The sequence below is a fragment of the Actinomadura kijaniata NBRC 14229 genome (genome assembly GCF_001552175.1).
Classification (GTDB): domain Bacteria; phylum Actinomycetota; class Actinomycetes; order Streptosporangiales; family Streptosporangiaceae; genus Spirillospora; species Spirillospora kijaniata.
Genome location: NZ_BCQR01000021.1, coordinates 1 through 24,809, shown reverse-complemented (window position 1 = coordinate 24,809; position 24,809 = coordinate 1). Strand labels below are relative to the sequence as shown.

The 24,809-nt window shown below is 73.5% G+C and carries 16 protein-coding genes and 1 pseudogene; 9 read left to right on the top strand and 8 right to left on the bottom strand.

Annotation, left to right across the window (positions count from 1 at the left end; genetic code table 11):
• Window positions 1–13 precede the first annotated feature (13 nt).
• The gene (locus AKI01S_RS08015) at window positions 14–1,258 is read right to left on the bottom strand and encodes an MFS transporter (protein WP_169813927.1); all 1,245 of its coding nucleotides are present in this window, start codon (window positions 1,256–1,258) and stop codon (window positions 14–16) included.
• Between the two features lie 200 nt (window positions 1,259–1,458).
• Here AKI01S_RS08015 and AKI01S_RS50320 point away from each other — a divergent pair, with 200 nt between their 5' ends.
• Both AKI01S_RS50320 and AKI01S_RS08005 read left to right on the top strand, forming a co-directional pair.
• Window positions 1,459–2,205, top strand: a complete 747-nt coding sequence (locus tag AKI01S_RS50320) for a sulfotransferase family protein (protein WP_067813456.1) — start codon at window positions 1,459–1,461, stop codon at window positions 2,203–2,205.
• Window positions 2,206–2,221: 16 nt separating this feature from the next.
• Window positions 2,222–3,043, top strand: a complete 822-nt coding sequence (locus tag AKI01S_RS08005) for a 3'(2'),5'-bisphosphate nucleotidase CysQ (RefSeq protein ID WP_067813454.1) — start codon at window positions 2,222–2,224, stop codon at window positions 3,041–3,043.
• Here AKI01S_RS08005 and AKI01S_RS08000 read toward each other — a convergent pair.
• Window positions 3,040–4,398 (bottom strand): DUF1266 domain-containing protein, encoded by a 1,359-nt coding sequence (locus AKI01S_RS08000; RefSeq protein WP_067813452.1) that lies wholly within the window; start codon window positions 4,396–4,398, stop codon window positions 3,040–3,042. The genes AKI01S_RS08005 and AKI01S_RS08000 overlap by 4 nt on opposite strands.
• Before the next feature lie 100 nt (window positions 4,399–4,498).
• Here AKI01S_RS08000 and AKI01S_RS07995 point away from each other — a divergent pair, with 100 nt between their 5' ends.
• Entirely contained in the window at window positions 4,499–5,293 is a 795-nt protein-coding gene (locus AKI01S_RS07995; RefSeq protein ID WP_174567362.1) for a hypothetical protein, read from the top strand.
• A gap of 21 nt (window positions 5,294–5,314) precedes the next feature.
• Here the strand turns inward: AKI01S_RS07995 and AKI01S_RS07990 are convergent, their stop codons facing one another.
• Window positions 5,315–6,265, bottom strand: a complete 951-nt coding sequence (locus tag AKI01S_RS07990; protein WP_245681524.1) for a DUF6177 family protein — start codon at window positions 6,263–6,265, stop codon at window positions 5,315–5,317.
• A gap of 164 nt (window positions 6,266–6,429) precedes the next feature.
• Between AKI01S_RS07990 and AKI01S_RS48950 the strand changes: the two genes are divergently transcribed.
• A complete protein-coding gene (locus AKI01S_RS48950) occupies window positions 6,430–9,387 on the top strand; it encodes a glycosyltransferase family protein (protein ID WP_169813926.1) in 2,958 nt (985 codons plus the stop codon).
• 27 nt (window positions 9,388–9,414) lie between these two features.
• Here the strand turns inward: AKI01S_RS48950 and AKI01S_RS07980 are convergent, their stop codons facing one another.
• The 5 genes from AKI01S_RS07980 to AKI01S_RS07960 all read right to left on the bottom strand — a co-directional run bounded on the left by AKI01S_RS07980 (window position 9,415) and on the right by AKI01S_RS07960 (window position 18,660).
• Window positions 9,415–11,208: a DUF4434 domain-containing protein gene (locus AKI01S_RS07980; RefSeq protein ID WP_067813449.1), complete on the bottom strand. Its 1,794-nt coding sequence runs from the start codon at window positions 11,206–11,208 to the stop codon at window positions 9,415–9,417.
• A 36-nt stretch (window positions 11,209–11,244) separates the two neighbouring features.
• Complete coding sequence (locus AKI01S_RS07975; RefSeq protein WP_067813447.1) at window positions 11,245–14,445, bottom strand: sialidase family protein; 3,201 nt, start codon at window positions 14,443–14,445, stop codon at window positions 11,245–11,247.
• A gap of 48 nt (window positions 14,446–14,493) precedes the next feature.
• A complete protein-coding gene (locus AKI01S_RS07970) occupies window positions 14,494–15,639 on the bottom strand; it encodes a glycosyltransferase family 4 protein (protein ID WP_083999129.1) in 1,146 nt (381 codons plus the stop codon).
• Window positions 15,640–15,748: 109 nt separating this feature from the next.
• A complete protein-coding gene (locus AKI01S_RS07965) occupies window positions 15,749–17,035 on the bottom strand; it encodes a nucleotide sugar dehydrogenase (protein ID WP_067813445.1) in 1,287 nt (428 codons plus the stop codon).
• Window positions 17,036–17,064: 29 nt separating this feature from the next.
• Window positions 17,065–18,660 (bottom strand): glycosyltransferase family 4 protein, encoded by a 1,596-nt coding sequence (locus AKI01S_RS07960; protein ID WP_245681523.1) that lies wholly within the window; start codon window positions 18,658–18,660, stop codon window positions 17,065–17,067.
• Window positions 18,661–18,841: 181 nt separating this feature from the next.
• On the opposite strand from AKI01S_RS07960, the gene wecB reads away from it, so the two are divergent.
• The 5 genes and pseudogenes from wecB to AKI01S_RS50305 all read left to right on the top strand — a co-directional run.
• Complete coding sequence (gene wecB / locus AKI01S_RS07955; RefSeq protein ID WP_083999127.1) at window positions 18,842–19,924, top strand: non-hydrolyzing UDP-N-acetylglucosamine 2-epimerase; 1,083 nt, start codon at window positions 18,842–18,844, stop codon at window positions 19,922–19,924.
• Complete coding sequence (locus AKI01S_RS07950) at window positions 19,917–20,657, top strand: hypothetical protein (RefSeq protein ID WP_067813443.1); 741 nt, start codon at window positions 19,917–19,919, stop codon at window positions 20,655–20,657. Before wecB ends, AKI01S_RS07950 begins: the two co-directional genes overlap by 8 nt.
• A 258-nt stretch (window positions 20,658–20,915) precedes the next feature.
• Window positions 20,916–23,084, top strand: a complete 2,169-nt coding sequence (locus AKI01S_RS07945) for a glycosyltransferase (RefSeq protein WP_067813441.1) — start codon at window positions 20,916–20,918, stop codon at window positions 23,082–23,084.
• A 234-nt stretch (window positions 23,085–23,318) separates the two neighbouring features.
• Entirely contained in the window at window positions 23,319–24,158 is an 840-nt protein-coding gene (locus AKI01S_RS52750; protein WP_218009599.1) for a helix-turn-helix domain-containing protein, read from the top strand.
• 273 nt (window positions 24,159–24,431) lie between these two features.
• Window positions 24,432–24,809, top strand: a pseudogene (locus AKI01S_RS50305) (hypothetical protein); the annotation flags it as partial.

Genomic DNA, 24,809 nt, shown 5'->3' with positions numbered 1-24,809 from the left:
GAGGGCGGGGCGGTCAGGTGCTCCGCACGTCCGGTTCGTCGGCCTTCTCCGTCACCGGGACGTCCGGCGCCTCCCCGGACCGGCCCCGGGCCGAGGTCCGGGCCAGCCAGAGCGCGGAACAGCCGGTGACGACGGCCATCGCGACCAGCAGGGTCCGGTAGTCCACGACCAGCGACACGCCCGCGCCGACCGCGATCGAGATCGTCTGCGGTGTGCTCACCGACGCGATCGCCGCCGACACCGACCGGCCCTGCATGTCGGCGGGGGTCCGGTTCTGCACGGAGGTGATCAGGGCCACCGTCATCCAGCACATGCCGGCGCCGAACAGCAGCGACCCCGCCACGACGGGGGCGATGTACGGCGCGAGGTAGAGCACGGAGGCGAGGGAACAGCCGGCGGTCCCCAGGATCACGACCTTCGTGTCGCCCAGCCGCCGGATCGCGTACCCCACCGAGAGCCCCGCCGCGACCGCCCCGGCGCCCTGCATGCTGACGAGAATGCCGACGAAGGCGGGCGTGCGGTGCAGGCCGCTGCCGACGATGGAGAAGATGAGCGTCTGGGAGAAGCCGGTGACCAGGTTGGCGAGGCCGAGCGCGATGACGATTCCGCGCAGGGCGGGCGTCGAGAACACATGACGCAGTCCCCCCAGCAACTCCGCCCGAACGGCGAAGGCGCCCACGACATGACGTTTGTCGTTCGGCGCCTTGATACGCCAGACGCAGAACGCCGCCATGAGAAACGTCGCCGCGTCGAGAAGGGCGATGACGTGCCCGCCGACCAATGTGTAGAGTCCCGCGCCGAGTAGCGGGGCCAGGAGTTTCACTCCGTCGCCCGAGGTTTGCAGCAATCCGTTCGCGTCCGGCAGTTCGGAACGGTCGAAGAGGGAGGCGGTGAGAGCCGACTGGGTCGCGGTGATGATGACGGCCGAGAATCCGTAACACAGGATCATCACATAGAGCAACCACACCTGGCTCGCGTCGTGCACGGCGAGACTCAGGAGCATGACGCAGGCCATCGCCAGGTTGGTGGCGATGAAGACCTGGCGCCTGGGGAAGCGGTCGACGACCACCCCGGCGAAGGGGGCGAACAGGAACGGGAACGCCACGAAGACGAAGGCCACGCCGGCGGCGGCGTCGCTGCCGGTCAGCTCCTTGACCCAGATGCCGAAGGCCAGGATCAGCGCCCGGTCGCCCAGCGTGGAGAGCGTCTGTCCCAAGAGCAGGTACCGAAAGCCGCGATCTCTCAGCACAACTTTCACAGCGGGTCCTTTCCGGGCCGGAGGGGCCGGCGTCAGGGGCGGTCGATCGGGCGACCGGCACCGGAGCGAGAGGAAACCGGTGGTCGGGCTCTTGGCATAATCGGCCGCGATTCAACCATAGGATTGCCCGGAAGTTAACCTCGTGAAAGTGGCCGGAACAGGACAGATCATCTTCTATATGCCTTGGTACGGTCAAATGCGTGAAGGTGATCAGCGTAGGTTTCTTGCGTACTGGTACGACATCGACCAAACTCGCACTGGAACAGCTCGGTTTCGGGCCCGCCTATCATCTGCGAACTGTCGAGGGTGAGCCGTGGCGGGCCGAACAGTGGGTCGCCGCCGCCGAAGCCGTGAAAAGCGGGGAGCCGGTCGACTGGGAAGAGATTTTCGCCGGTTTCCAATCCACTTCTGGAGATCCGGCGGCGCCCTTCTGGCGGCAGATCGTCGACGCGTTCCCCTCGGCGAAGGTGGTGCTCACGGTCCGGGACCCGGAGGAGTGGTACCAGAGCGTCTCCCGCACGATCATGCCCGCGCTGAAGCCGCCGCCCCTGCCGATCCGCCTGCTGACCTGGCGTCCGAAGGGCCGGTACGCGGACCATCTGGACCAGGTCCACCGGATGACCTGGGACGGCGAGCTGGAAGGCCGGTTCGCGGACCGCGAGTACGCGATCGGGATGTTCGAGCAGCGCGTCGCCGACGTACGGGCGCACGTTCCCGCCGACCGGCTCCTCGTCTACGAGGTGCGCTCGGGATGGGGGCCGCTCTGCGAGTTCCTCGGCGTGCCCGAACCCGAAGGCCCGCTTCCGCACGAGAACGACCGGGACACCTTCAACCGCCGCCAGCGGCAGGCGCTCGTCCAGCAGCTGGTCCCCCGCATGCTGGCCGGGACCACGGTGGTGGCCGCCGGCCTCGGGCTCGTGGCCCTGATGGCACGGCGTCGGCGTTAGGCATCGGAGGACTCCCATGACGAGATGGCCAGAAGACGATCATGAACTGGCGGCGGCGCTCGCGTCCGCGGCGGGGGACGTCCTGCTGACGGTCCGGGCCGAGAGGGGACACGGCGACGCGCGGGCGCTCAAGGAGGCCGGGGACCGCCGGTCGCACGACTTCCTGGCCGGGGCGCTCGCCGAGGCGCGGCCCGGGGACGCGGTCCTCAGCGAGGAGGGCAGGGACGATCCGGCCCGGCTCGACGCCGACCGCGTCTGGATCGTCGACCCGCTCGACGGCACCCGGGAGTTCTCGGAGGAGGGACGCGTGGACTGGGCCGTCCACGTGGCGCTGTGGGAGAAGGGACGCCTGTCCGCCGGCGCCGTCGCGCTGCCCGGCGAGCGCACCACGCTGCGTACGGCGGGTTCCGGGGCCCTGGCCGGAGACGCCCCGCTCGTGGCGCCCGCGCCCGACGCCTCGCGGATCCGCGTCGCCGTCAGCCGCACCCGCCCACCGGCCTTCGTCCAGAGGCTGGCCGAGAACATCGACGCGGAGGTCGAGCTGGTCCCGATCGGCTCGGCGGGCGTGAAGATCTCCTCGGTCCTCCTCGGCAGGGTGGACGCCTACCTGCACGCGGGCGGCCAGTACGAGTGGGACTCCGCCGCGCCGGTCGCGGTCGCGCTGGCCTCCGGCGCCCACGCCTCCCGGATCGACGGCGCCGAGCTCCGCTACAACCAGCGGGACACCTGGCTCCCGGACCTCCTGGTCTGCCACCCCTCGCTGGCCCCGCTGCTGCTCGCCGGCGTCCGGGACATCGCGGACCCGCCGCCGGTCCCGGGGCTTTCCAACACGGTCTAGGACCAGTCGCGTTCCAGGGGCAGGTCCCAGGGGACGCGCGCCCACGGGCCGTCCGGATCGGCGCGCAGCCGCTCCACCGCCGTCTCGTGGCGTCGCTGGTCCTCGCCGCCCGACCACAGCAGGCGGCCCTGGAGGTAGCAGGTCGCCAGGTCGTCCCAGGAGGCGTAGCGGCGCTGGACGTCGATGGCCAGCGGCAGCATCCGGTCCCAGCAGTAGCCCTCGGTCAGCCAGTCCGCCATCCGGCCCAGCCGGTACAGCGTCAGCGCGCGGGCGTAGTCCCAGATCAGCAGGCGGCCGACGGTGGCGCGCAGCGACGGGTCGTCGGCCAGCAGCTTCAGCCGGCCCAGCTCCTCGGCCGCGTGGTCGCGGTCGTTGAACAGCGACCCGAAGAACACCGCCAGCTCCGCCCCCTCCGGCGAGACGTCCGCGCCCGGCTCGTCGCGCAGCAGGCCCGGGACCAGCCGCGCGTACGCCTCCCCGGCCGCGCCGTACCGGACCCGGACCAGCTCCACCAGGCGTTCCACGAACGGCGGCCCCATCCGCTCCTCGGCGATCATCACGTCGATCTCGCGGAGCAGCCGGGCGTACTCCTCGCGTTCGGCGTCGGGGCGGGCGGCCAGCTCGGCGTCCTGGGCGAACGCGGCCCGGTGCCCGTCCTGCACCAGCCAGTTCACGGCGGGCAGGAGCTGGTCGAGGTCGTCGACGTTCCACGGGTCGGCCAGCAGGGCGTGGGCGCGGTCGCGGTCGGCCGCCGTGCCCAGCCGGTCCACGGGCAGGTCGTGCGGCAGGCCGTAGGGGGCCGCCGCGCCGAGGATCCACCGCTGCGTGGGCGTCAGGTCGGGGGCGGAGACCATCTCGGTCAGCAGCCGGTGGAACTCGGCGGCCCGCCGCCGTTCGCGCGTCGAGAACGCCGCCAGCCGCCGCGACAGCACCGGATGCCGCAGCAGCACCTGGAGGTACAGGGAACGTTCCCGCAGCACCAGGTGCTCGGGGCGGATCTCGGCGAACGGGAGCGAGACGTCCTGCCAGACGACCGCGCGTTCCCGGGGGCGGAACTCCAGCGGCGGACGCATCGTCAACGCCACCAGCGCGAAGAACAGCACCGTGAACAGGGCGAGCAGCATCGCGCCCGCGCCGAGCGCGTACCCGGCCGCGCCGGACCTCCCGAACGCCAGCAGCACGCCGCCGGCCACCAGCGTCAGCATCCCCGAGGCCCCGAGCGCGCCGTCCAGGACCATCAGCGGCAGGTGGCCGTCGCGCAGCCGCAGCACCGCGGACCCGTCCACCACGACGGCCCGGACGTCGCCCTCGGCGAGGCTGCCACGGGCGGCCTTCTCGAGTGCTTCGGGGTCCATGGCCAGGACCTTAGACCATCGTCTCGTGCCGGATCATCCCCCGTTGTCGGGGACTGTCGGTACCATCCGGGTTCATGTCGAGACCTCGGAGGATATCCCCGTGAGTGCTCCCCCTCCCCCCGGAGGCCCCTACCCGCCGCCGTACGGACCGCCCGGTCCCCCCGGGCCGCCCGGCCCGTTCGGCCCGCCACCTCCCCCTTCGGGCGGGAGCAGCGCCGGCCTCCTGCTGATCCTGGGCGCGGCCGGGCTGGCGGTCGTCGTGGGCATCGTCGGGTTCGTGGTGTTCGCCGCCGGCGACGACGACGATCCGCCCCGTACCCTCAGCATGCCGAGCTACACGGCGCCGTCCATCCCCAGCATCACCAACAGCCCGTCCTACTCTCCCTCTCCCTCCCCGACGACGACGCGCCGGAGCGACGGCCGCGCGGACGTCGGGCCGAGCTACTTCGCCACCAGCGTCAAGACCGGATCCGGCACGTTCGTGAAAGCCGCGTGGTGGACGCAGAGCTGCACCGGCGCGGCCAAGCCGGGCCTGGCGTCGGTGCTGCGGGGCACCCCGTGCCGGGGTTCGCTGTACGGGGCGCAGTACCGGGCCCCGGACCGCAACGTCTACGTCCAGCTGAGCCTGATGGAGTTCGACACCCAGGCCGAGGCCAAGCGGGTCGCCGACGCCATCAGCTCCGGCACCGCGCCGAAGATCCGCGTCTCCCGGGGCAGCGAGCCCGGCCACTGGTGGTCGGCCGCCTGGGCGGGCAACCACGTGCTGGTGCGCCAGTCGTTCCGCAGCGGCTCCAACCAGCCCGGCCCCCGCAGCGGCACCGTCCAGACCTACGGCGACGCGCTGCTGCGGATGATGCACGCCGAGCTGAAGAACATCTACCTGTGGAGCAACTGAGCGGCCTCCCGGGGCGCCCGCTCAGCCGCCCTGGAGGTGCTGGACCAGCGCCCGGTGGCGCTGCCAGCCCTCGGGGGAGCGGCCGTCGCCCAGCGGGAACAGCGTCATCGGCGCGTTCGCCGGACCGACCTGGCGGCCGGGCACGGCGGGCGGGCCGGCGACCGTTCCGGCGACGGCCATCGCGACCGGCGCGGCCGCGCCGGACCAGCGCGGCTCGGTGGTCAGATCGGCCCGGCCCGGCGTGAGCTGAACGAACAGCGACACGACGGGCTGGTCGGCGGCCAGCCCGCCGACCAGCTGCGGCAGGTGCTGCAACGGCGGCGGGTCGTCGGGGCCGTACCCGAGCGAGACGGTGGTGTTCTCGGCGACCGCGCCGCCCTGGACGGTGGCGAACTCGGCGACGGCCTGCGCGGGCCGGGGCCCGTCACCGCCGATCATCAGCCGCGCCCTCTCCCGGCCCCGCACGTACTCGGTGAACCGGTCGGGCTGCCAGGGGTGCTCCATCGGCTCCGCCGGACCCCAGCCGACCGGGTACTTGCCGGTGAGCAGCTGCATGAGGCGTTCCAGCGGGCCGTGCAGGTAGCCGTCGGCGTTGTGCCGGACGCGGTAGGTGAGGGTGAGCTGGGACCCGATCGGGGCGCTGGGCCGGGTGGTGAAGCCGGGCGCGTAGTCGCGGGCGTCCGGGACCGGAGCGAACGCCGACCCCGCCCACATCAGCGGCCGCCCCGACAGACCCTCGTAGTAGCCGTCGCCGTGCCGCACCACCCACTGGACGCCGTCCGTCCCGTCCGCGGCCGCCAGCGAGCGCAGCGGCAGCGTCAGCCGCGACTCCAGCGGCGTGACCAGCTGAAGGACGCGTCCGGAGTCGGCGCAGTCGTGCAGCGCCCGCACCAGCCACCCGCTCAGCGGAACCACTGACCGGTCCTGCAACACGACCATCGACTGGTCTGTCAGCACGTCAACGATGCTCATCTCGCCCCGAGTCTATCGATGTGGACTCGGTGGGATATCGGACCTGGGTGAGGAATGGGACTACTGAGTAGACTGCGGTGATTTCTGGTGTTCATTCGGGGTGAAAGCACGTATTCATGATCAAAGTTGGTCGACTGGGTGACTCGCCCGGGGATGGGAGCCTGATGGGCAACGGTGATCGCATCTCCGAGCTGTACAAGGGCGAGATCTGGAGCGAGCACGTCCAGCGTGCGGCGCGCGCCCGGATCGACTGGCTGGTGTCACAGGCGTCGGGACAGGTCCTCGACCTGGGGTGCTCCCAGGGCATCGCCTCCATCCTGTGCGCGCGCAGGGGGCTGCGCACGCTGGGCATCGACGTGGAGGCCGACCGGATCGCGTACGCCCTGGCCGACCGCGCCCGCGAGCCGCAGATCGTGCAGGACCTGCTGGAGTTCCGGGTCGGCGACGCGCGCAGGCCCGACGTCCCCGCCGGGTCGGTGGACACCGTCCTGCTCGGCGAGGTGCTGGAGCACCAGGCCGATCCGGACCCGCTGCTGCGCGCCGCCGGAGAGGTGCTGCGCCCCGGGGGTCGGTTGCTGCTGACAGTGCCGTTCGGCTACCACCCCCACCACGACCACCGGGCCACCTTCTACGTCGCCTCGCTGCTGGAGGCGACGTCCCCGTTCTTCACCGCCGAGTCCCTGGACGTGGTGGACGGCTACCTGCGCGGAGTTTTCGTCCCCGGCGCGATGGACGACGATGACCGTCGTGCGCTGGTCATGGCGATGCAGCCCGCGCTGGAGCACGAGTTCCTGACCGTGGAGAAGGAACACCGCGAACTGGCGGAGCGCGCCCAGAGACTGACCGGCGAAATGGCCGAGGCCCGCGAGCGGGCGGACGGGTTCGCCCGCATCGAGGAGCGCCTCAACACCATCGCCGAGCACCAGGACGGTGTGATCGCCGATCTGCGCGGCCGTACCGCCGAGCTGGAGCGCGAACTGTCGGAGGCCCGCGCCACCATCGACCGCCTGCGCGCCGACCTGGCCAAGGAGAAGGCCAACGCCGAGGAACGCGTCAAGCTCGCCCAGAAGCGCAGCGCCGGGCTGGAGAAGGCCGCCACCGAGCTCCACGATCTCAAGGGCCGTCTCGCCCACCAGGAGTACCGCACCCGCTACCTGGACTGGCAGCTCAAGTCCACCCAGACCCGCCGCTGGTGGCGCGTCGGCGAGTCGTTGTTCAACGTCAAGAAGGAGGGCGGCAAGGCGCTGAAGGCGCTGCCCGCCGACATCCTGCGCGCCTCGGTGAAGATGCCGATGCCGCAACCGCCGCAGAAGCCGGCCCGCCGCGCCGCCCCGGCCAGGCCCCCGGCCAAGGCCCCGGCGGTGAAGGCCGCCGGAACGCCGGCCCCCGTTCCGGCGTTCGCGATGCCGGACATCCCCGAGGTGCCGATCCCCGAAGGGCCGATCGCGCGTCCGGACCTGACCGTCGCGGTCATCTTCGACACCTTCTCGGAGATGGCGTTCAGGTACGAGTGGCGGCAGGTCGCCCCCACGCCCGACGACTGGCGCGAGGTCATGGAGCGGGAACGTCCCGCGATGCTCTTCGTGGAGTCGGTCTGGCAGGGCAACGGCGGCGTGTGGCACAAGCACGTCCACGGCCCCACCGCCCCCAGCGACCAGCTGCGCGAGCTCGTCGCCTGGTGCCGTGAGCAGGGCATCCCGACGGTCTTCTGGAACAAGGAGGACCCGCCGAACTTCGACCTGTTCATCGAGTCGGCCCGCATCTTCGACTGGATCTTCACGGTGGACGCGGGCAGCGTGCCGAGATACCGCGAACTGGTCGGGCACGACCGCATCGGCGTGCTGCCGTTCGCCGCGCAGCCGCGCGTCCACAACCCCGTCCAGGTGCCGGGCGGACGCGCCAACGACGTGGTGTTCGCGGGGACCTACTTCTCCCAGAAGCACCCCGCCCGACGCGTCCAGATGGAGATCGTGCTGGCTCCGGCGACGGAGTTCGACCTGCACATCTACAGCCGCGTGGACAGCAAGGACCCGCGGTACGCGTTCCCCGAGCCGTACGCCAGGCACGTGGTGGGCAGCCTCCCCTACGACCGGATGCTGGCCGCCTACAAGGCCTACAAGGTCTTCCTGAACGTCAACTCCGTCGTGGACTCGCCCACGATGTGCGCCCGCCGGATCTTCGAGCTGTCGGCGTGCGCGACCCCCGTGCTCAGCGCCCCGTCCCCGGCGATCGAGGCGACCTACCGCGGCCTGGTCCCGATCGCCCACACCTCCGCCGAGGCCCGCGCCCAGCTGAAGGCGCTGCTGGACAGCCCGCAGCTGCGGGACCGGCAGGCGCACCTGGCGATGCGCGAGACGTTCGCCGAGCACACCTTCGCCCACCGCGTGGACCACGTCCTGGAGACGATCGGGCTGCCCGTCCGGCGCGTCGAGCGCCCCGTCACGGTGATCTCCTCCTCCAACCGGTCCGGCCAGCTGAACCACCTCATCGACCAGGTCGCGCGGCAGAGGTACCGCCCGCTGCAACTGGTCCTGGTCCTGCATGATCTGGACCTGGACCCGCAGGTGGTCCGGGAGAAGGCGCTGACCGCGGGGATCGAGGACGTCGTGGTCCTGACCGCCGACGCCTCCCGCAACCTCGGCCAGTGCCTGAACATGGCCGTGGACGCCGCCGACGGCGAGATCATCGCCAAGTTCGACGACGACGACCTGTACGGCGAGCACTACCTGACGGACCTGACCACGGCGTTCACCTACACCGACGCGCAGATCGTCGGGAAGGCGGCCTACTACGCCCACCTGGAGGAGAACGACGCGGTCCTGCTGCGCCGCCCGCACCAGGAGCACAGCTACGTGGACCTGGTGAGCGGCGCGACCCTCGTCGTGCGGGCCGACCTCCTGCGGTCGCTGCGGTTCGACGAGGTCGGCGTGGGCGAGGACACGGGCCTGCAGAACCGCGCGGTCGCCGGCGGCGTGCGGATCTACTCGGCCGACCGCTTCGGTTACGTCCAGGTCCGCCGGGCCGACAAGGACACCCACACCTGGCGGATCACCGATGAGGAGATGCTCCGCACCGCCCGTCTGGAGTTCTACGGGAACCCGGAGGCCGCGGTCCTGTTCTGACCGGGCCCCGCGGCCTCCGGGCGGCCGTCAGGAGCGGAGACTGTAGCGGTTCGAGGCGACCTTCCCGGAGGCGTTCACCACGTCGATGTGGATCCAGGAGCCCCGCGCCAGCCCCGTGTCGGGGAACGGCACCCAGAGCTCCCTCATCCCGGCCGGGAGCGGGGAGGCGCCGGGCGGCGGGGGCGGGCCGGGCATCGGGCGCACGATCCGGCTCTGCTCCCGCCGGTGGTCGTCCTGCCAGGTCAGGGTGACGCTGCTGCCGTCGCCGAGCTGGTAACCGCGGACGAGCACGCCGCGCTGACCCTCGCGGCTGCTCCGCACGGCCCCGGCCAGGATCGGGCGGGTCGCGTCGGCGGTGATCTCGTCGGCCAGTGAGGACGGCCGGTTCTCCCGGCAGGTGTACAGGCCGTTCCACTTGAACGACACCACCTTGCCGACCTGCGCGCCCGCCGCCATGACCGCCTGGTCGAGCCGGACCTTGTCGGTGCGCCCCCGCGCGGTCCCCGGATCGCAGGGACCGGTGGAGGCGGGCTCGAAGCCCTCGACGTTGGCCCACAACTCCATGACGCGGCCCTCGCGCGCGAGTTCGGAGCGCGCCCGCGCCGCCGCCGCGTAGTAGGCGCTGATCGGCGCGGCGTACGCCTGCCGGTAGGTCACCGCCCCGACCCGCTCCACCGGCCGCAGCCGCGGGTCCACGGGCTTGTCGGCCTCGTGGTCCCAGTACAGCGCGCCCTTGCCGGTGCCGCGGCCGTCCTGCGGCGCGATGATGTCGGCGCCGGTCCGCGCGACCTCCTTGATCCCGGCGGCGACCGCGTCGGGGCCGGTGACGTCCCCCGTCTTCTTGCGGGTGTCCCAGTAGGGACTGACCAGGATCTTCCGGCCGGGGAGCAGCTCGCGGACCGCGGCGTGCTGGGCGGCGTACGCCTGGAGGTTGACCTCCTGCGAGGGCTGGGACCACCGGCGCAACCGGACCTCGAACGTCTGGTACACCCCCGCGAACGAGGCCCGCCCGCCGAGTCTGCTCGCGTAGTCCTTCAGCAGCACCCGGTTGAGCGCCAGGGCCACGTCACGGTGACCGGTGTCGACGTTCCAGGTCTGCTGCGGCTGCCGGGGCAGGGCGGGCAGGCCGACGAAGACCTTCATGCCCAGGGCGTCGGCCTCCGTCAGCACCTCGTTCGTCCAGTCCGAGGTCGAGGCCGCGATGAGCACCAGCGCGTAGGCGCGCCCGGCGCGCAGGTCGCAGGCGCCGCCCGCCGGATCGTCGACGGGCAGCAGCATCCGCTGGAACACCTGCGACCCCACGGTGAACCGCACGTCCTGCCCGGGGCACCGGAGCGCCCCCGGCCCGAGCCCGTCCCGCGAGCCCACCGCGTAGATCTGGGTGATGGAGTTGGCGGGGTTCCCGGACCGCACGGCCTCCAGCGCCGCCTGGTAGCAGGTCCGCCCGTCGCGGGCGCACGCCTTGAAGGCGGGGTCCACGGATCCGTCGGGCCGCAGCAGCCGCCCGTCCATGTCCACCTGCCGCGCCTCGATCTGGGGGCCCGAGGTGATGACCGTGTCGCCGGAGATCCGGCGCATCGCCCGCAACGCCTTGCGTGGTCCGCACGGGTCGTTGTCGGGGAACAGCCAGAACCCCGACACCGGATAGGAGACCGCGGGCCGCGAGTCCCGTGGCCCGCAGGGATCGGAGGCGCGTGGACCCCCGCCGTCCGCCCCGGACAGGACACCGGCGAGCAGGATGACCGATCCCACCAGCAGCCACAGCACAGCCGACAGGAGCAGGACACGGCCGGCCGACAGGGGAGCGGCCCTGCGAAGCAAGAAGGTTCCTTTCGACGGGAACGGGAAGGCGCCCGGTCAGGGAGCGGGGAAGCGCCACAGGGTGGTGCTGTCCCCGGCCGCGCTGGTCGTCAGCCCGGTACCGGTGACGGTACCGCCGGACTCGACGAGCCCGAGCACCTGCTGCGCGCCGGACCCCGACAGCCCGGCGCCCCGCGGCTCGGTCACCTGCCAGGAGGAGCCGTCCGCCGACGACCACATCCGCACGTCGTGGTCGGCGGCCTTGCCGGAGGTGCCGACGGCCGCGAATCCCTTGGCGGTGGCGACGACGTTCAACGCCGGGCCGTGCGCCTCCCCCTTGGGATCCTGCCCCGGAAGCTCGGCGGGCGTCCAACTGCGGCCGCCGTCGGTGGAACGCACGGCGAACGCCATGGAGCTCCCGTCCGCGCGGAACGCCGCGCCCAGCGCCACGGCCGTCGAGTCCCTCACCGCCACCCGGACCAGGTTGCCGTGCGTGGCGCCCTGCGGAACGGGGAGCTTCTGCACGGACCAGCGCCCGCCGTCGCCCGACACCCAGACCGCGGGCCGGGACTGCCTGCCGCGTTCCCCGGCCGGGTCGGCGATCGCGCCGACGGCCAGGTACCCGGACGGTCCGGACGCCACGTCCGCCATCCACCGCCACGCGCCGCCCACGCCCCTGAGGTCGCCGGTGTCGCTCCTCGCCCACCTTCTTCCGTCGGGGGAGGTCCACACGATCGCCGACTGCTGCTCGTTCTTGGTGGCGCTGCCGACGACGACGTAGCCGCGTCTCCCGGCGGTGACGGCGGCGGTCCGCACCGCGACGCCCCTGCTGGCGATGAACAGCCGGTCCGTCACCCGCTGCCAGTTGTCGCCGTTCTGCGAGGTGGCGACCAGCGCGCGCCCGGCGTCGTCGCCGACCGCCAGCCAACCGGCGGGGGCGTTGGCGGCGTCGAGCAGCAGTTGCCGGCCCGGTCCGCCCAGCGCGTTGCCGCCCGCCCGGTGCCACGACGTGGACCCGTCGGCGGAGTACCAGACGGCGGCGTCACCGGAGGTGCCGCCCAGCGCCAGGACCCGGCCGCCGTCGGCGGCGGCCAGGCCGCGCACGGTGCGGTCCGGGTTCACCGCGTCGGGGACCTTGGTGAGGTCGATCTCCTGGACCTGCCCGCTCCCGTCGGACAGCCCCAGGTAGAAGTTGCGGTCGGGGCCCTTGACCGCCCCGGCGACCAGGCTCGTGCCCGTCCCGGTCGGGGTCACGGCCGCGACGAACCGGCCGGCCGTCTTGCCCAGGTCGGTGCGCCGCCACCCCTCGCCGCCGTTCTGGAACAGCAGCATCCGGCCGCCCGCGGTCGCCAGTGCCGCCACGCCCCGCTCACCACCGGTGAAACGGTCGAACCGGGCATTGCCCGGCGCGGTGATCCGGTCGGCCCTCGCCCACGATCCGCCGTCCTGCGACGCGACGAGCACGCCGTGGCCACCCTTGGGGTTCTGCCGCAGCACGAGGAAACGGCCTCCGTCGAACGCCAGTCCGCGCGCCAGCCCGGCCGACCCGTCGGCCTGCGGCACGGTCACCTGGTCCCAGATGCGGCCGCCGTCGGTGGACCGCCAGAACCCGTCCACCGTGACGTCGCTCTTCTTGCCCTTGTTCTCCTTGGTGACGACGACGGTGCCCTGCATGACCAGGGTGCCGTTCCCGGACACCACGTGCAGCGCCTGCTCGGGCCTGCCGTCCTGCACCGGCAGGCTCAGCTTGCCGTCTCCGAGCCGTTCCCAGTTCGCGCCGTCGTTCGACCGCCACACGACCGGGCCGGGCCGGCGGCCCGCCTGCGTGTGGCCGACGGCGATCCAGCCGTCGGCGGTGCGCGCGGCCTGCTCGACGACGTCGCCCTTGACGAACGCCCCCGGCGCGACGGCGTGTTCGGTCCAGGATCTGCTGTCCTTGGAGGTCCAGGTCAGCATGCGCTCGGGGGAACCGCCGAGCGCCAGCCAGGCGCCCGCGGCGCCGGTGACCAGCTTGGGCGCGCTGCCGGACGGCTGACCGCCGTCGGCGGTCACGCCGCCGAGGTTCCAGGTGCGCCCGCCGTCGGCGGAGGTCAGGAACCGGGCACGGTTGCGCGGCCCGCCGTACTCGGTGCCGACGGCGACGACGGTCTTCCCGGCGACGGCCGCGTCGTTGAACGCCTGCTCGATCGTGTCGAACCGGCTCTGCGGACCGAGCCCGAACATGTCGTCGGCGATCCGGGCCTGCCGGGTGTCGCCGCCCCCGGCCTTCTCCGAACCGGTGAGGAAGAGCGCCGCGGCCCCGGCGACCGCGCCGAGCGCGACGAACGCCCCGACGCCGATCAGGGCCATCCGGGCCTTTCCACCCCCGCCGCCCGTGCCCGGGGCCTTGCTCTTCTTGTCCTTCTTCGCCTTCGGGTTCAGCCACGGCTCCTGGCCGGGCAGAGCGGGGGCGGGACCGGGGGCGGGTTGCGCGGCGTGAGGAGCCACCTCCCAGGGCTGCTGCACCGGTGGGGGAGGGCTGAACGGGCGGTGGCCGCCGTCGTTAGGGGCGGCCGGGGCGCCGACCTCCCACGGCTGCTGTACGGGGGGCGGCGGGCTGAACGGCTTGTGGCCGCCGTCGGCCGGGGGCGGGGGCGGGGGTGCGCTGACCTCCCAGGGCTGCTGCACGGGCGGGGGAGGGCTGAACGGCCGGGGCGCGCTCTGCACCGGGGGCTGCCCGTCGACCACGGTCGCGTCCACCGGGGGCTGCCCGTCCACCATGGTCGCGTCCACCGGGGGCTGTCCGTCGACCATGGTCGCGTCCACCGGCGGGTGGCCGTCGACCATCGTCGCGTCCATCGGCGGGGTGGGCTGCGGGGTGGGCTGCGGTGTCTGGACGGCCTGCGTCTGCTCCCCTTCGGCCTTGGGCTTCCGTGTCGGCACGACCTGGGTCTTGTCCTGGTCCGCCGGGGCCTCGGCCGGGCTCTCGGCGGGGGTCTCGTTCCAGGTGGGGGGCGGAGGCGGGGGAACGCTGCCCGCCGCGTCGCCCGCGTCGCCCGCGGTGTCGTCCACCGTCTCGGTCCCCGCGTCGTCCCCTCCGGCGCCCGGGCCGCTCGCCCAGGTGGGCGACGGCGGGGGCGTGGGGGCGGGGGCTTCGCCGGGCCGACCGGGGTCGGCGGCCGGGGCCGCCCAGGGAGGCGGGGGCGGCGGCGTCACGCCCCAGCCCGGGGCGGCCTCGTCGGCGGCCTGCCGGTTCGGGTCGTCCTCTGGCGTGCTCACGGTCCCCTCCGGAGGGAGTGCGTCGCGGGTCAAATCAGCGCAAACACTTTATGGGGTGCGCCCGCATGGGTTATCGACGGCCACACGGAAGGCGCGGCTCCGCGGCCGTCGCGCCGCGGCCCACTCCTCCAGTTGGGCGACGAAACGCTTGCCCTGGTCGGGCCAGTGGTAGCGCATCCGGGCGGCGCGGTGGCCGTTGGCGGCGAGGGCGAGCCGCAGCCGGGGGTCGTCGCGCAGGCGCAGCACGGCCGCGGCGGCGGCGCGCGGGTCGTCGAACGGCACCAGCAGCCCGCTGCCGTCGCGGTCCAGGATCGAGGCCGCGGCGGGCAGCGGCGTGGAGACCACCGGCACGCCGTGCGCCATGTACTCGATGATCTTCGTGGGGACCGAGTGGCGGTAGTTCGGCTCGTCGCGCAGCAGCGACAGCCCCGCCAGCGAGCCCTCGACCAGCCGCAGCGCGGCGTCGTTGGGCCGGTAGCCGTGCCAGCGCACCAGCCCCTCCCGCTCGGCCGCGCGCAGCGCCTCGGAGGTGTCCGGGTCGGCCGCGCCGATCATCTCCACGCGCACGCCGTGCGGGCGCAGCAGCCGCGCGACCTCCAGCATCTCGGCCGCCCCGCGCGCCCGCGTCAGGTGCCCCAGGTAGACGACGCGGTCGGCGCCGGGCGGGGGCGGGGTGCGCAGCGGAACGCGCGTGGTGTTGGGGACGACCGGGTGCTCGCGGCGGAACCGGGGCCGGTAGCCCTCCTCGGCCAGCAGCAGGTGCAGGCGCCGCTCGGCGATCCGCTCGGCCCACCGCACGAACGGGTACGGCGCGCGCCGCAGCGGCCGGGGCAGCCAGGTCTTGGCGACCAGCGCGGCGGCGGTGTCCTCGTGGACGTCCCACACCGTCGGCGGGCGCCGCCGCACGAACGGCAGCGTCAGCAGCAGCTCGGGGTCGTGCAGCAGCAGCACGTCGGCGTGCGGGGCGTGCTCGGCCAGCGCGCGGCGGGCGGCCAGGAACGCGCGGAGCCGCCGGCGACCGCCGGCGCGCGGCACGTCCACCGCCGTCACCTCGGGCCACGGCGCGGTCCCGGAGTGCCGGAACGGCGCGATGTAGGTGACCTCGTGGCCGGCGTCGAGCAGTGCGCGGATCTGCCGGTGCAGGATCCGGGCGTCGGCGGCGTTGTGGACCACCGTGCACACGCACACGCGCATCGGGCTCACCGCCTCCAGGGGGTCGGGTCGTTCAGTTGGACGCCCGACGAGTGATCAAGGATTACCTCTCACCGGTCACGGGGGTCACGGGAAACGCCGCAATCCCCGCTCACAGGGCCTCGACGGAGTCGCGGGCCGGGACGGCCCCGCGGGTGTCGAGCAGCAGGCGCGCGCGGTCGGCGAGCTCGGCGGCGTCGTAGTCGCGGTGGTCCTGCAGCAGCAGCGTCAGGTCCGCGCCCGCCAGCGCCACGCCCAGGTCCTCGGCGCGCGGCACCGCGAGGTCGTCCACCTGCCAGGACTCGACGAACGGGTCGTGGAACAGCACCTGCGCGCCGAGCTGCCGCAGCCGCCGCGCGACCGGGGTGGCGGGGGACTCGCGCTGGTCGGCGATGTCGGGCTTGTAGGTGACGCCGAGCAGCAGGACCGTCGAGCCGCGCAGCGCCCGGCCCTCGCGGTTGAGGAGTTGCTGGGCGCGTTCGACGACGTAGCGGGGCATGCGGTCGTTGATCTCCTGGGCCAGTTCCACGAAGCGGAAGGGGTAGCCCAGGGAGCGGACCTTGTAGGACAGGTAGTTGGGGTCGATGGGGATGCAGTGGCCGCCGACGCCGGGTCCGGGGCGGAAGGCCTGGAAGCCGAAGGGTTTGGTGGCGGCGCAGTCGATGGCGTCCCACAGGTCGATGCCCAGTTCGTGGCAGAAGACCGCCATCTCGTTGACCAGGGCGATGTTGACGTGCCGGTAGGTGTTCTCCAGCAGCTTGGCCATCTCGGCCTCGCGGGTGCCCTTGGCCTGCACCACCTCCTCCACGAACTTGCCGTAGAGGGCGGCGGCCGCGGCGGCGCACGCCGGGGTGTGCCCGCCGACGATCTTCGGGGTGTTGGCGACGCCGTACACCGGGTTGCCCGGGTCGATGCGCTCGGGGGAGAACGCCAGGTGGAAGTCGGTCCCGGCGGTCAGGCCGCCGGCCTCCAGCAGCGGCCGGACGACCTCGTCGGTGGTGCCGGGGTAGGTGGTGGACTCCAGCACCACGAGCATGCCGGGGCGCAGGTGGGTGGCCACCGCGCGGGTCGCGCCGACCACGGCGGTCAGGTCGGGGCCCTGGTCGCTGGACAGCGGCGTCGGCACGCAGATCACCACGGCCCGGCCGCGCCCGACCACGGTCTCGTCGGCGGTCGGGTGGAAGCCCCCGGCCAGCATCGCCGCCACGTCCCCGGGGGACACGTCGTCCACGTGCGAGGCGCCGCCCGCCAGGGTGTCGACCACCTCCGGAGAACGGTCCAGCCCCGCCACCCGCAGGCCCGCGCGGACCGCCTCCCTGGCCAGGGGCAGACCGACGTACCCCAGACCGACCACCACGAGATCGAACTCGGTCGTCCCGTTCCGCTCGACGTCGCTCACCGACGTTCCCCCTCAGCCCGTGCGGCCGGTCAGCAGGAGACCCCCAGGGACCGGTAGGCGTCCAGGAGACGTTCCATGCCGATGCGCCAGGTGCGTTCGTTGCGGACCCACTCGCGTGCCGCGTGTTGCATGTGTTGCGAAGACGGACTGTAAAGGATGTTTTGCAGAGCTTTGGCAAGCAGGTCGGGATTTTGGGGAACTGTTAGCAATCCGGTTTTTTCGTGCGTGATGATCTCGCGCAGCGCCGGAAGGTCGCTCGCGATGACCGGCACGCCGCCCGCCATGGCCTCCAGCGGCTTGAGCGGGGTGACCATCCGGCACACCCGCTCGTCCCGCCGCGGCACCACGAACGCGTCCAGCACCGCGTGGTAGCGGCGCACCTGGTCGGCGGGCACCCGGCCGGTGAAGATCGCGTCGGTGAGGCCGAGCCCGGCGGCGCGGGCCTGGAGCGCGGCGCGTTCGGGGCCGTCGCCGACCAGCAGCAGCCGGACCGGGTGACCCTGGTCACGCAGGACCGCCCCGGCCGCCAGCAGGGTGTCGAGCCCCTCGTAGGAGAAGAAGCTGGTGGTCGTCCCGGCCACCTTCTCGTCCGGCGCGATGCCCAGCTCGGCGCGCAGGCCCGCGGCGTCGGGCAGCGGCTCCAGGAACGCCTCGTCCACGCCGTTGGGGATCACCACGACCTTCCCGGCGGGCACCCCGCGCGCGACGATCTCCTCGCGCATCACCTCGCCCAGCGTCACCACCAGGTCGGCCGCGCGCATGCACGCCGTCTCCAGGTCCCGGCTGAACCGGTAGAAGTCCCGGTCGGTGGACCGCCGCGGGTCGCGCGACAGCCACGACTCCTCCAGGAAGCCGCGCATCTCGTAGACGACGGGGACGCCGTGCCGCTCGCGCAGGGCCAGGGCGATCTGGGCGTTCACGTGGTTGCTGGCGGCGTGCAGGACGGCCGGGCGCAGGCGCTCGACCAGCCGGGACGCGGCCGCCACGTTCGCCTCCAGCGCGGCGCGCGAGTGCGGCGGCAGCCGCCAGGGCACCAGCCGGTGGTAGGGCACGCCGTCCACCTCGGTCCCCGGCCGCGGGTCGGGCCTGCCCTGCACGACCGGATGCCCGAGCCGCGTCACCACGTGCGGGTCCAGCCCCAGCGCGCGCTGCGTCGCCGCGATCCGGTGGGTGCGGACGGTGTACCCGGCGTTGGTGGCGGGCAACGCGTTGGTGACGATGTGGAGAACACGTCCCGGCTCCGGGGTGACGGGCCGGGGCGGCGTGACGTTCGTCGCCGGACGCCAGGTCAGCGCCTCCACCCGTCCCGACAGGTCCCGCCGCAGCCGCGCCGCCGACCGCGTCCGGCCCCGGCGGACGGTGTCGAGCGCCTCGGTCAGCCGCCCGTCCTTGGACGCCAGAAGCCCCGTCAGATAGGGCTTGGCGGGATCCCGGTCGGGCAGCCCGGCCAGCAGCTTCACGGCGGTGTCGGGACGTTCCACCGCGACCGCGAACCCGGCCAGCCGCCGCAGCCGGCGCGGCCCCGCGCGCCGCGCCGCGGCCTCCACCACCGCCAGCGCCTCGTCCTGTCGGCCCTGGTCCCACAGCCCGTAGGCGCTCGGCAGGGGACCGGCACGCAGTAGCATTCCGCGCGTAATCCGTCGAACCGGCGCAGGAAGCACCCGCAGCGCGAGCAGGGGGGTGCGACCGGGCTCGGTTCGCAGATGCCGGACGGCCACCTGCGGGGCGAGCGTTGTCGCTTTCACCCACGGCATCGCCTTCACCCAGGACATGAGCCGTAAGTCAACCAGAACCTCCGGAGGTTCGATGCCGTCGCCCGTCCTGCACGTGATCGGCGCCCGACCCAACTTCATCAAGGCGGCCCCCGTCGTCGCGGCCCTCGGCGAACGCGGGGTCGCCCAGCGGGTGGTCCACACCGGGCAGCACTACGACGAGCGGATGTCCGACATCTTCTTCCGTGAGCTGGGGCTTCCCGAGCCCGACGTGGACCTCGGGGTGGGGTCCGGCAGCCACGGCAGGCAGACCGGCGCGCTGCTGGCGGCGCTGGAGGAGGAGTTCACGGCGTCCTCCCCGCGGTCCGTGATTGTTTACGGAGATGTCAACTCCACGTTGGCCGCCGCGCTCGCCGCCGCCAAGCTCGGCGTCCCGGTCGCGCACGTGGAGGCGGGGCTGCGGTCGTTCGACATGACGATGCCGGAGGAGATCAACCGGCGGCTCACCGACCAGCTCGCCGACCTGTGCCTGGTGACCAGCCCGGAGGCGGTCGGGCACCTGGCCGACGAGGGGATCGCGGTGGACCGCGTCCACCTGGTCGGCAACCCGATGATCGACACGCTGCTGGCCAACCTGGACCGCTTCGACCCCGCGGCCGTCCAGGCCGCCCACGGCCTGCCCTCCCGGTACGTCGCGGCGACCCTGCACCGGCCCGCCAACGTCGACGACCCCGCGACCGCCGCCCGCCTGGTCGCGCGCCTGCACGAGATCGCCGACCTGGTGGACGTGGTGATCCCCGTCCACCCGCGCAGCCGCGGCACCCTCACCGCCGCCGGGCTGGACCGGCACCCGAACGTGCACGCCATCGAACCCCTCGGATACGTGGAGTTCGTGGGGCTGGTGCGGGGCGCGGTCGCCGCCGTCACCGACTCGGGCGGCGTGCAGGAGGAGACGACGATGCTCGGCGTCCCCTGCCTGACGCTGCGGCCCAACACCGAACGGCCGATCACCATCACGCACGGCACGAACCGGCTGGTCACGCCGGACGAGGTCGTTCCGGCCGTGCGCAAGGCGCTGGAGCAGCGGCACCCGGTGCCGCGCGAGACCCCGCCGCTGTGGGACGGCAAGGCCGGACCCCGCATCGCCGACGTGATCATCGGGAGCCTGGGTGAGTGATCCGACGGGCCAGGAAGAGATCCAGCGGCTGCGGCAGCAGCTCCGCCGCCGCGAACGCGAGCTGCGCGACCGCGACCGCCTGCTCCGCCAGACCCAGGAACGGCTGGTCGCGCTGGAGGCGTCCACGGCGCTGCGCGTCGGCCGCCGCCTGGCCGCCGCCGCCCGCAAGCCCGCCAAGGGCCTGATCGGGCTGCCCCGCGACCTGTACAAGATGGCGAAGGGCCGGTCCACGGCCGGCCGCACGGCCGCGCCGTCCGTCACCGACGTCACCGGCTGGCCGCGCCTGCGCACCGAGGTGGGGCAGGACGAGCGGATGCTGTTCGGCGCGGGACTGCGCCGCCACGACCGGCCGGTCATCGCCGGGGCGTTCACCGCCGGGACCCGCGCGGCCCTGGCCGCCGACGCCGAGGTGATCCCGCTGCGCCCCTACGACGCCGGGGTGGTCGTGGACCAGTGCGACCCCGACGTGGTGGTCTTCGAGGCCGCCGCGTGCGTGGCCGGGCACCCCTGGGCCTACCTGGGCGACCCGGCGATGCTGGACCGGCAGCGCGCGCTGCGCGACGTCCGCGAGGCCGCCCGCCCGCTGAACCGCCCGGTCGTGCTGTGGAACAACGCCCCCGACGCGGCCCCCGTCGCACCCGCGCTGCCCCTGCTGGGCTGGGACGCCGTCCACGACGCCGAACCCGGCGAGGCCCCCGCCCTCGACACCCTGATCCGATCGGAGGCCCGATGACCGTCCCCGTCGCCGCGCCCCCGCGCGGCGGGTCCTGGCACTTGGACGCCGGGTCGTCCCTCGTCGCCTTCGCGATCGTTCGAGAGCTCCCGATCGTGACGCTCCCCAGTCCGGACCGGGAGGCGCCATGACCGTGCCCATTGCCGCGCCTCCGCGCGGCGGATCCCGGCGCTGGGACTCCAGGTCCTCCCTCGTCGCTTACAAGATCGCTCGCGAGCTCCCGATCGTGACGCTCCCCAGCCCGGACCAGGAGGCGCCATGACCCACCCCACCGTTCGTCGGGCCCTGGTGTACGGGGACGTCGACCTGAACCTCATCGACGGCTCGGCGATCTGGGCCCAGTCGATGGTGCGGGCGCTGCGCGAGGCCGGGTGCGAGGTGACCCTCGTGCTGAAGGCCCCCATCCGCACCGGACGCCTGGTGGACCCGCTGCTGGCGCTGGACCGGGTGACCGTCCGCCGTCCCCACGCCGAGGGCCTGGTGGAGGGCGAGGCGGGCATGACGGTGGCGCAGGCCCACCGCGTGCTGGCCGCGATCGACGCCGAGCGCCCGCACGACCTGGTCGTGGTGCGGGGCCGCGCGCTCGCCGCCTCGCTGGCCGGGGACGGGGCGTTCCAGGGGCGGATGTGGAGCTACCTGACCGACGTCCCGCAGCTGCTCGACGGCCTGGACAACGCGGTCCTCGGCGAGCTGGGCCGCATCGCCCGCGCCTCCCGCGTCCTGCTGTGCCAGACCGAGGAGCTGCGCTGCCACCTGGAGCAGGCCGTGCCCGCCGCGTGCGGCAAGTGCGTGCTGTTCCCGCCGGTGGTCGTGCTGCCGCCGGAGCTGGAGGGCCGCGCGCCCACCGCCCCGAACGGCCCGCTGAGGCTGGTCTACACGGGCAAGTTCGCGCTGCGCTGGAACACCTACGAGATGACCGGGCTGCCCGGCCGTCTCGCCTCGCGCGGCGTGGACGCCGAGCTCCACATGGTCGGCGACAAGATCCACGACGAGCGGTCCGACCCCGGCTACGCCGACCGGATGCGCCGCGCCCTGGAGGCGGGCCCCGGCGTGGTCTGGCACGGCGGCCACCCGCGCGAGAAGGCGATGGCGATCGCCGCCGACGCGCACGTGGGCCTGTCCTGGCGGCGTCCCGAGATGGACGCGAGCCTGGAGCTGTCCACGAAGGTGCTGGAGTTCGGCGCGCTCGGCCTGCCGGTGGTCCTGAACCGCAACCCGATGCACGAGACGCTCCTCGGCGCCGACTACCCGCTGTTCGCGCGCACCGAGAACGACGTGGTGAACGTGCTGGCGCACGTCGCCCGCGACGCCTCCGCCTACGCGCTGGCCGCCGAACGCTGCCGCGAGGCCGCCGCGCGCTTCACCCTCGCGCGGGCGGCGGACCGGCTGCGCGACCGGCTGGCCAAGGTGTTCCCGGCCCCGGCCGGCGACCCGGCCCGCCCGACCCGCGTCGTGGTCGCGGGCCACGACCTGAAGTTCTTCACCCGCCTGCTGGAGCACCTGGAGGCGCTGCCCGACGTCGAGGTCATCGTCGACAAGTGGCGCGGCCTGGCCGAGCACGACGAGGTCCGCAGCCGCAACCTCGCCGCCTGGGCCGACGTCGTGATCTGCGAGTGGTGCGGTCCGAACGCCCTCTGGTACGCCGAGAACAAGCGTCCCGACCAGCGGCTCTACGTCCGCCTGCACCGGTTCGAGCTGACCTCCGGATGGCCGCGCAAGCTCGACATCGACAAGGTCGACCAGGTGATCTGCGTCAGCCCGCACTACGCGTCGCTGACCCGCGCCGACACCGGCTGGCCCGCCGAGAAGGTCACGGTGATCCCCAACTGGGTGGACGTCGACCAGCTCGACCGGCCCAAGCTCCCCGACGCCCGCTTCCACCTGGGGTTCATCGGCGCGGCCCCGTCCCGCAAGCGCCTCGACCTGGCGCTCGACGTGGTCGAGGAGCTGCGCCGCCGCGACCCCCGCTTCACGCTCTTCGTGAAGACGAAGATGCCGTGGGAGTACTGGTGGATCTGGAAGCGCGCCGAGGAGCGCGCCCACTACGAGAAGCTGTTCGCGCGGCTGGCGGCATCCGACTCGCTGCGCGACGGCGTGGTGTTCGACCCCTACGGCCGCGACGTGGCGTCCTGGCTGCGCCGCGTGGGCTGGGTGCTGTCCACCAGCGACGACGAGAGCTTCCACCTGGCCCCGGCCGAGGGCATGGCGTCGGGCGCGATCCCGCTGCTGCTGCCCTGGCCCGGCGTGGGAACGATCTACGACGCCCGCTGGATCCACCCGGACCCGACCGCGATGGCCGACGCCGTCGAGATGACCGTCAAGACCGGCCGCTGGGAGGAGGAGCGCGAGCTGGCCAGGCGGCAGCTCCGCGAGACCTACGCCCTGGACGTGGTCGCCGACGCCTGGACGCGCCTGGTGCGCGGCTGACGGCGGCGGCGCGAGCGTCCGGCCGGTGGCCGCGCCCCGGCGGCCGCCGCCCGTTGGATCGGTCCAAGGCCGGTGGTTCCCCCGATGGCCGACGTTGGACAGAACGTGATCAAGCGGGCGGAATCTGGCTAGGGTGTGGGCTTGGTCGCGGGGGCGTACCGCGAGGTTCCGGTTGACCGGCCGGTGGGGACCGGCCCGGGGGCGGCCTGTTCGAGGCTGAAGGGGAGTGACCGCGTGGGCGCTTGGCAGACTCTTCCCGCTTCCGCGGAGCCCGCGCTCCGGCAGCTGACGGTGCGGCTCCGGGAGCTGAAGGACGACACCGGGCTGAGCCTGGCCGCGCTGGCGCGCAAGACCCCGGCCAGCAAGTCGGCCTGGGGCCGCTACCTCAACGGCCAGGCCCTGCCGCCCCGGCAGGTGGTCGCCGCGCTGGGCGAGCTGGCCGGGGCCGACCCGGCTCGGCTCATGGCGCTGTGGGAGCTGGCCGCGCACACCCACCGCCAGCCGGACGCCGCGGCGGACCCGCCCGCCGACCTGACCACTCCCGCCGCCGTCCCCGTCGCCACCGTGGCCGACGGTGGCCTTGAGAACCCGGAGCCCGCGGACGCGCCCTCCGGTGACGACCCGCCCCAGCCCGCCGGCGACCGGACGCCGGCGCGCCCGCCCCGGCGACGTCCGGCGGGATCCCTGTCCCACGTGCTGGCGCTGGTGATCCCCACCGTGCTGTCCACGGCCGCTCTGACCATCGTGATCACCCTGGTCTGGCATCCCGGCTTCGGCTCGGCACCGTCGGCGCCCCCGTCCGGCCCCTCGACCCCTCCGGCCGCCACGACGGCCCCCTCGACCGCGCCCACGCCCTCGCCGCGAGCCGCCCCCACCTCCTCGCCCAGGACCCGCGCGCCGGGGACCGTCGCACCGGTGCAGCGCCGACTCCGCTCCTCCGAGAAGGTGCGCGAGATCGAAGGGCCCTACGAGCCGCCCATCTACACCCCCAGCCCCGAGGAGATCGAGACCTGGACCGACGGCCCGCCGCAGCCGCCCGACCCCTCGTCCGGCGCTCGGCGGCCTTCCGGGTGACGCGCCGCCCCGGGCCGGGGCGGCACCCCGTCGCCGGACGATCGTGGCCGGAGCCGGCCAATCCGGTGTGACGGGACGTCCGTTGTTTGCCGCAGGTGAACCCAGTGACCGAATTGATGCCCAAAGTCGGTCATCGGGTCCGGTGTTCGGTTGAACGTGACACGTGACGCGACGAACCTCTTTACTCTGTCGGGTGGAGGAAACCCACGCGACACGTCCCCCAGACGTTCATCATCATCCCGTTGATTCCAGGGGTCTCACGACGTGACGGACATGGCGAGCGGGGCCGCGATGACGCGGTTCGTCCAGCCCGACCGCGTCTACGTCGGCTGGCGCTACGCACAGATGCATCCGGACCCCGGGCCACCGCCCACGCCGCCGGAGCCTCCCCCCGCGGCGCCGCCGGAGCCGCCGGCGCGGCGGCCGGGCGAGGAGATGGCCCGCCGCCCCACGCGCATCGCCCTGGCGGGCATCGCCGTGGGCGCGGGGCTGTTCGCGCTCTGCTGGACGGCGGGCGTGCTGCCGGGGTCGTTCGCGGTCGTCGGCCTGGCGGCCTGCGCGGTCCTCATGGGCCTGGTCTGGTCGGCGCAGTGGCGCGACGAACGCGGCGTCCGCGCCCGGCTGGCCGCCGAACGCGACCGCGCCGCCCGC

What these genes read in the sequence shown, in the direction of transcription:
- AKI01S_RS08005 (WP_067813454.1), top strand. Translation starts at nt 2,222, where the DNA reads ATGACGAGATGGCCAGAAGACGATCATGAACTGGCGGCGGCGCTCGCG.
- AKI01S_RS08000 (WP_067813452.1), bottom strand. Translation starts at nt 4,398, where the DNA reads ATGGACCCCGAAGCACTCGAGAAGGCCGCCCGTGGCAGCCTCGCCGAG.
- AKI01S_RS07990 (WP_245681524.1), bottom strand. Translation starts at nt 6,265, where the DNA reads ATGAGCATCGTTGACGTGCTGACAGACCAGTCGATGGTCGTGTTGCAG.
- AKI01S_RS48950 (WP_169813926.1), top strand. Translation starts at nt 6,430, where the DNA reads ATGGGCAACGGTGATCGCATCTCCGAGCTGTACAAGGGCGAGATCTGG.
- AKI01S_RS07970 (WP_083999129.1), bottom strand. Translation starts at nt 15,639, where the DNA reads ATGCGCGTGTGCGTGTGCACGGTGGTCCACAACGCCGCCGACGCCCGG.
- AKI01S_RS07960 (WP_245681523.1), bottom strand. Translation starts at nt 18,660, where the DNA reads ATGCTACTGCGTGCCGGTCCCCTGCCGAGCGCCTACGGGCTGTGGGAC.
- wecB (WP_083999127.1), top strand. Translation starts at nt 18,842, where the DNA reads ATGCCGTCGCCCGTCCTGCACGTGATCGGCGCCCGACCCAACTTCATC.
- AKI01S_RS07945 (WP_067813441.1), top strand. Translation starts at nt 20,916, where the DNA reads ATGACCCACCCCACCGTTCGTCGGGCCCTGGTGTACGGGGACGTCGAC.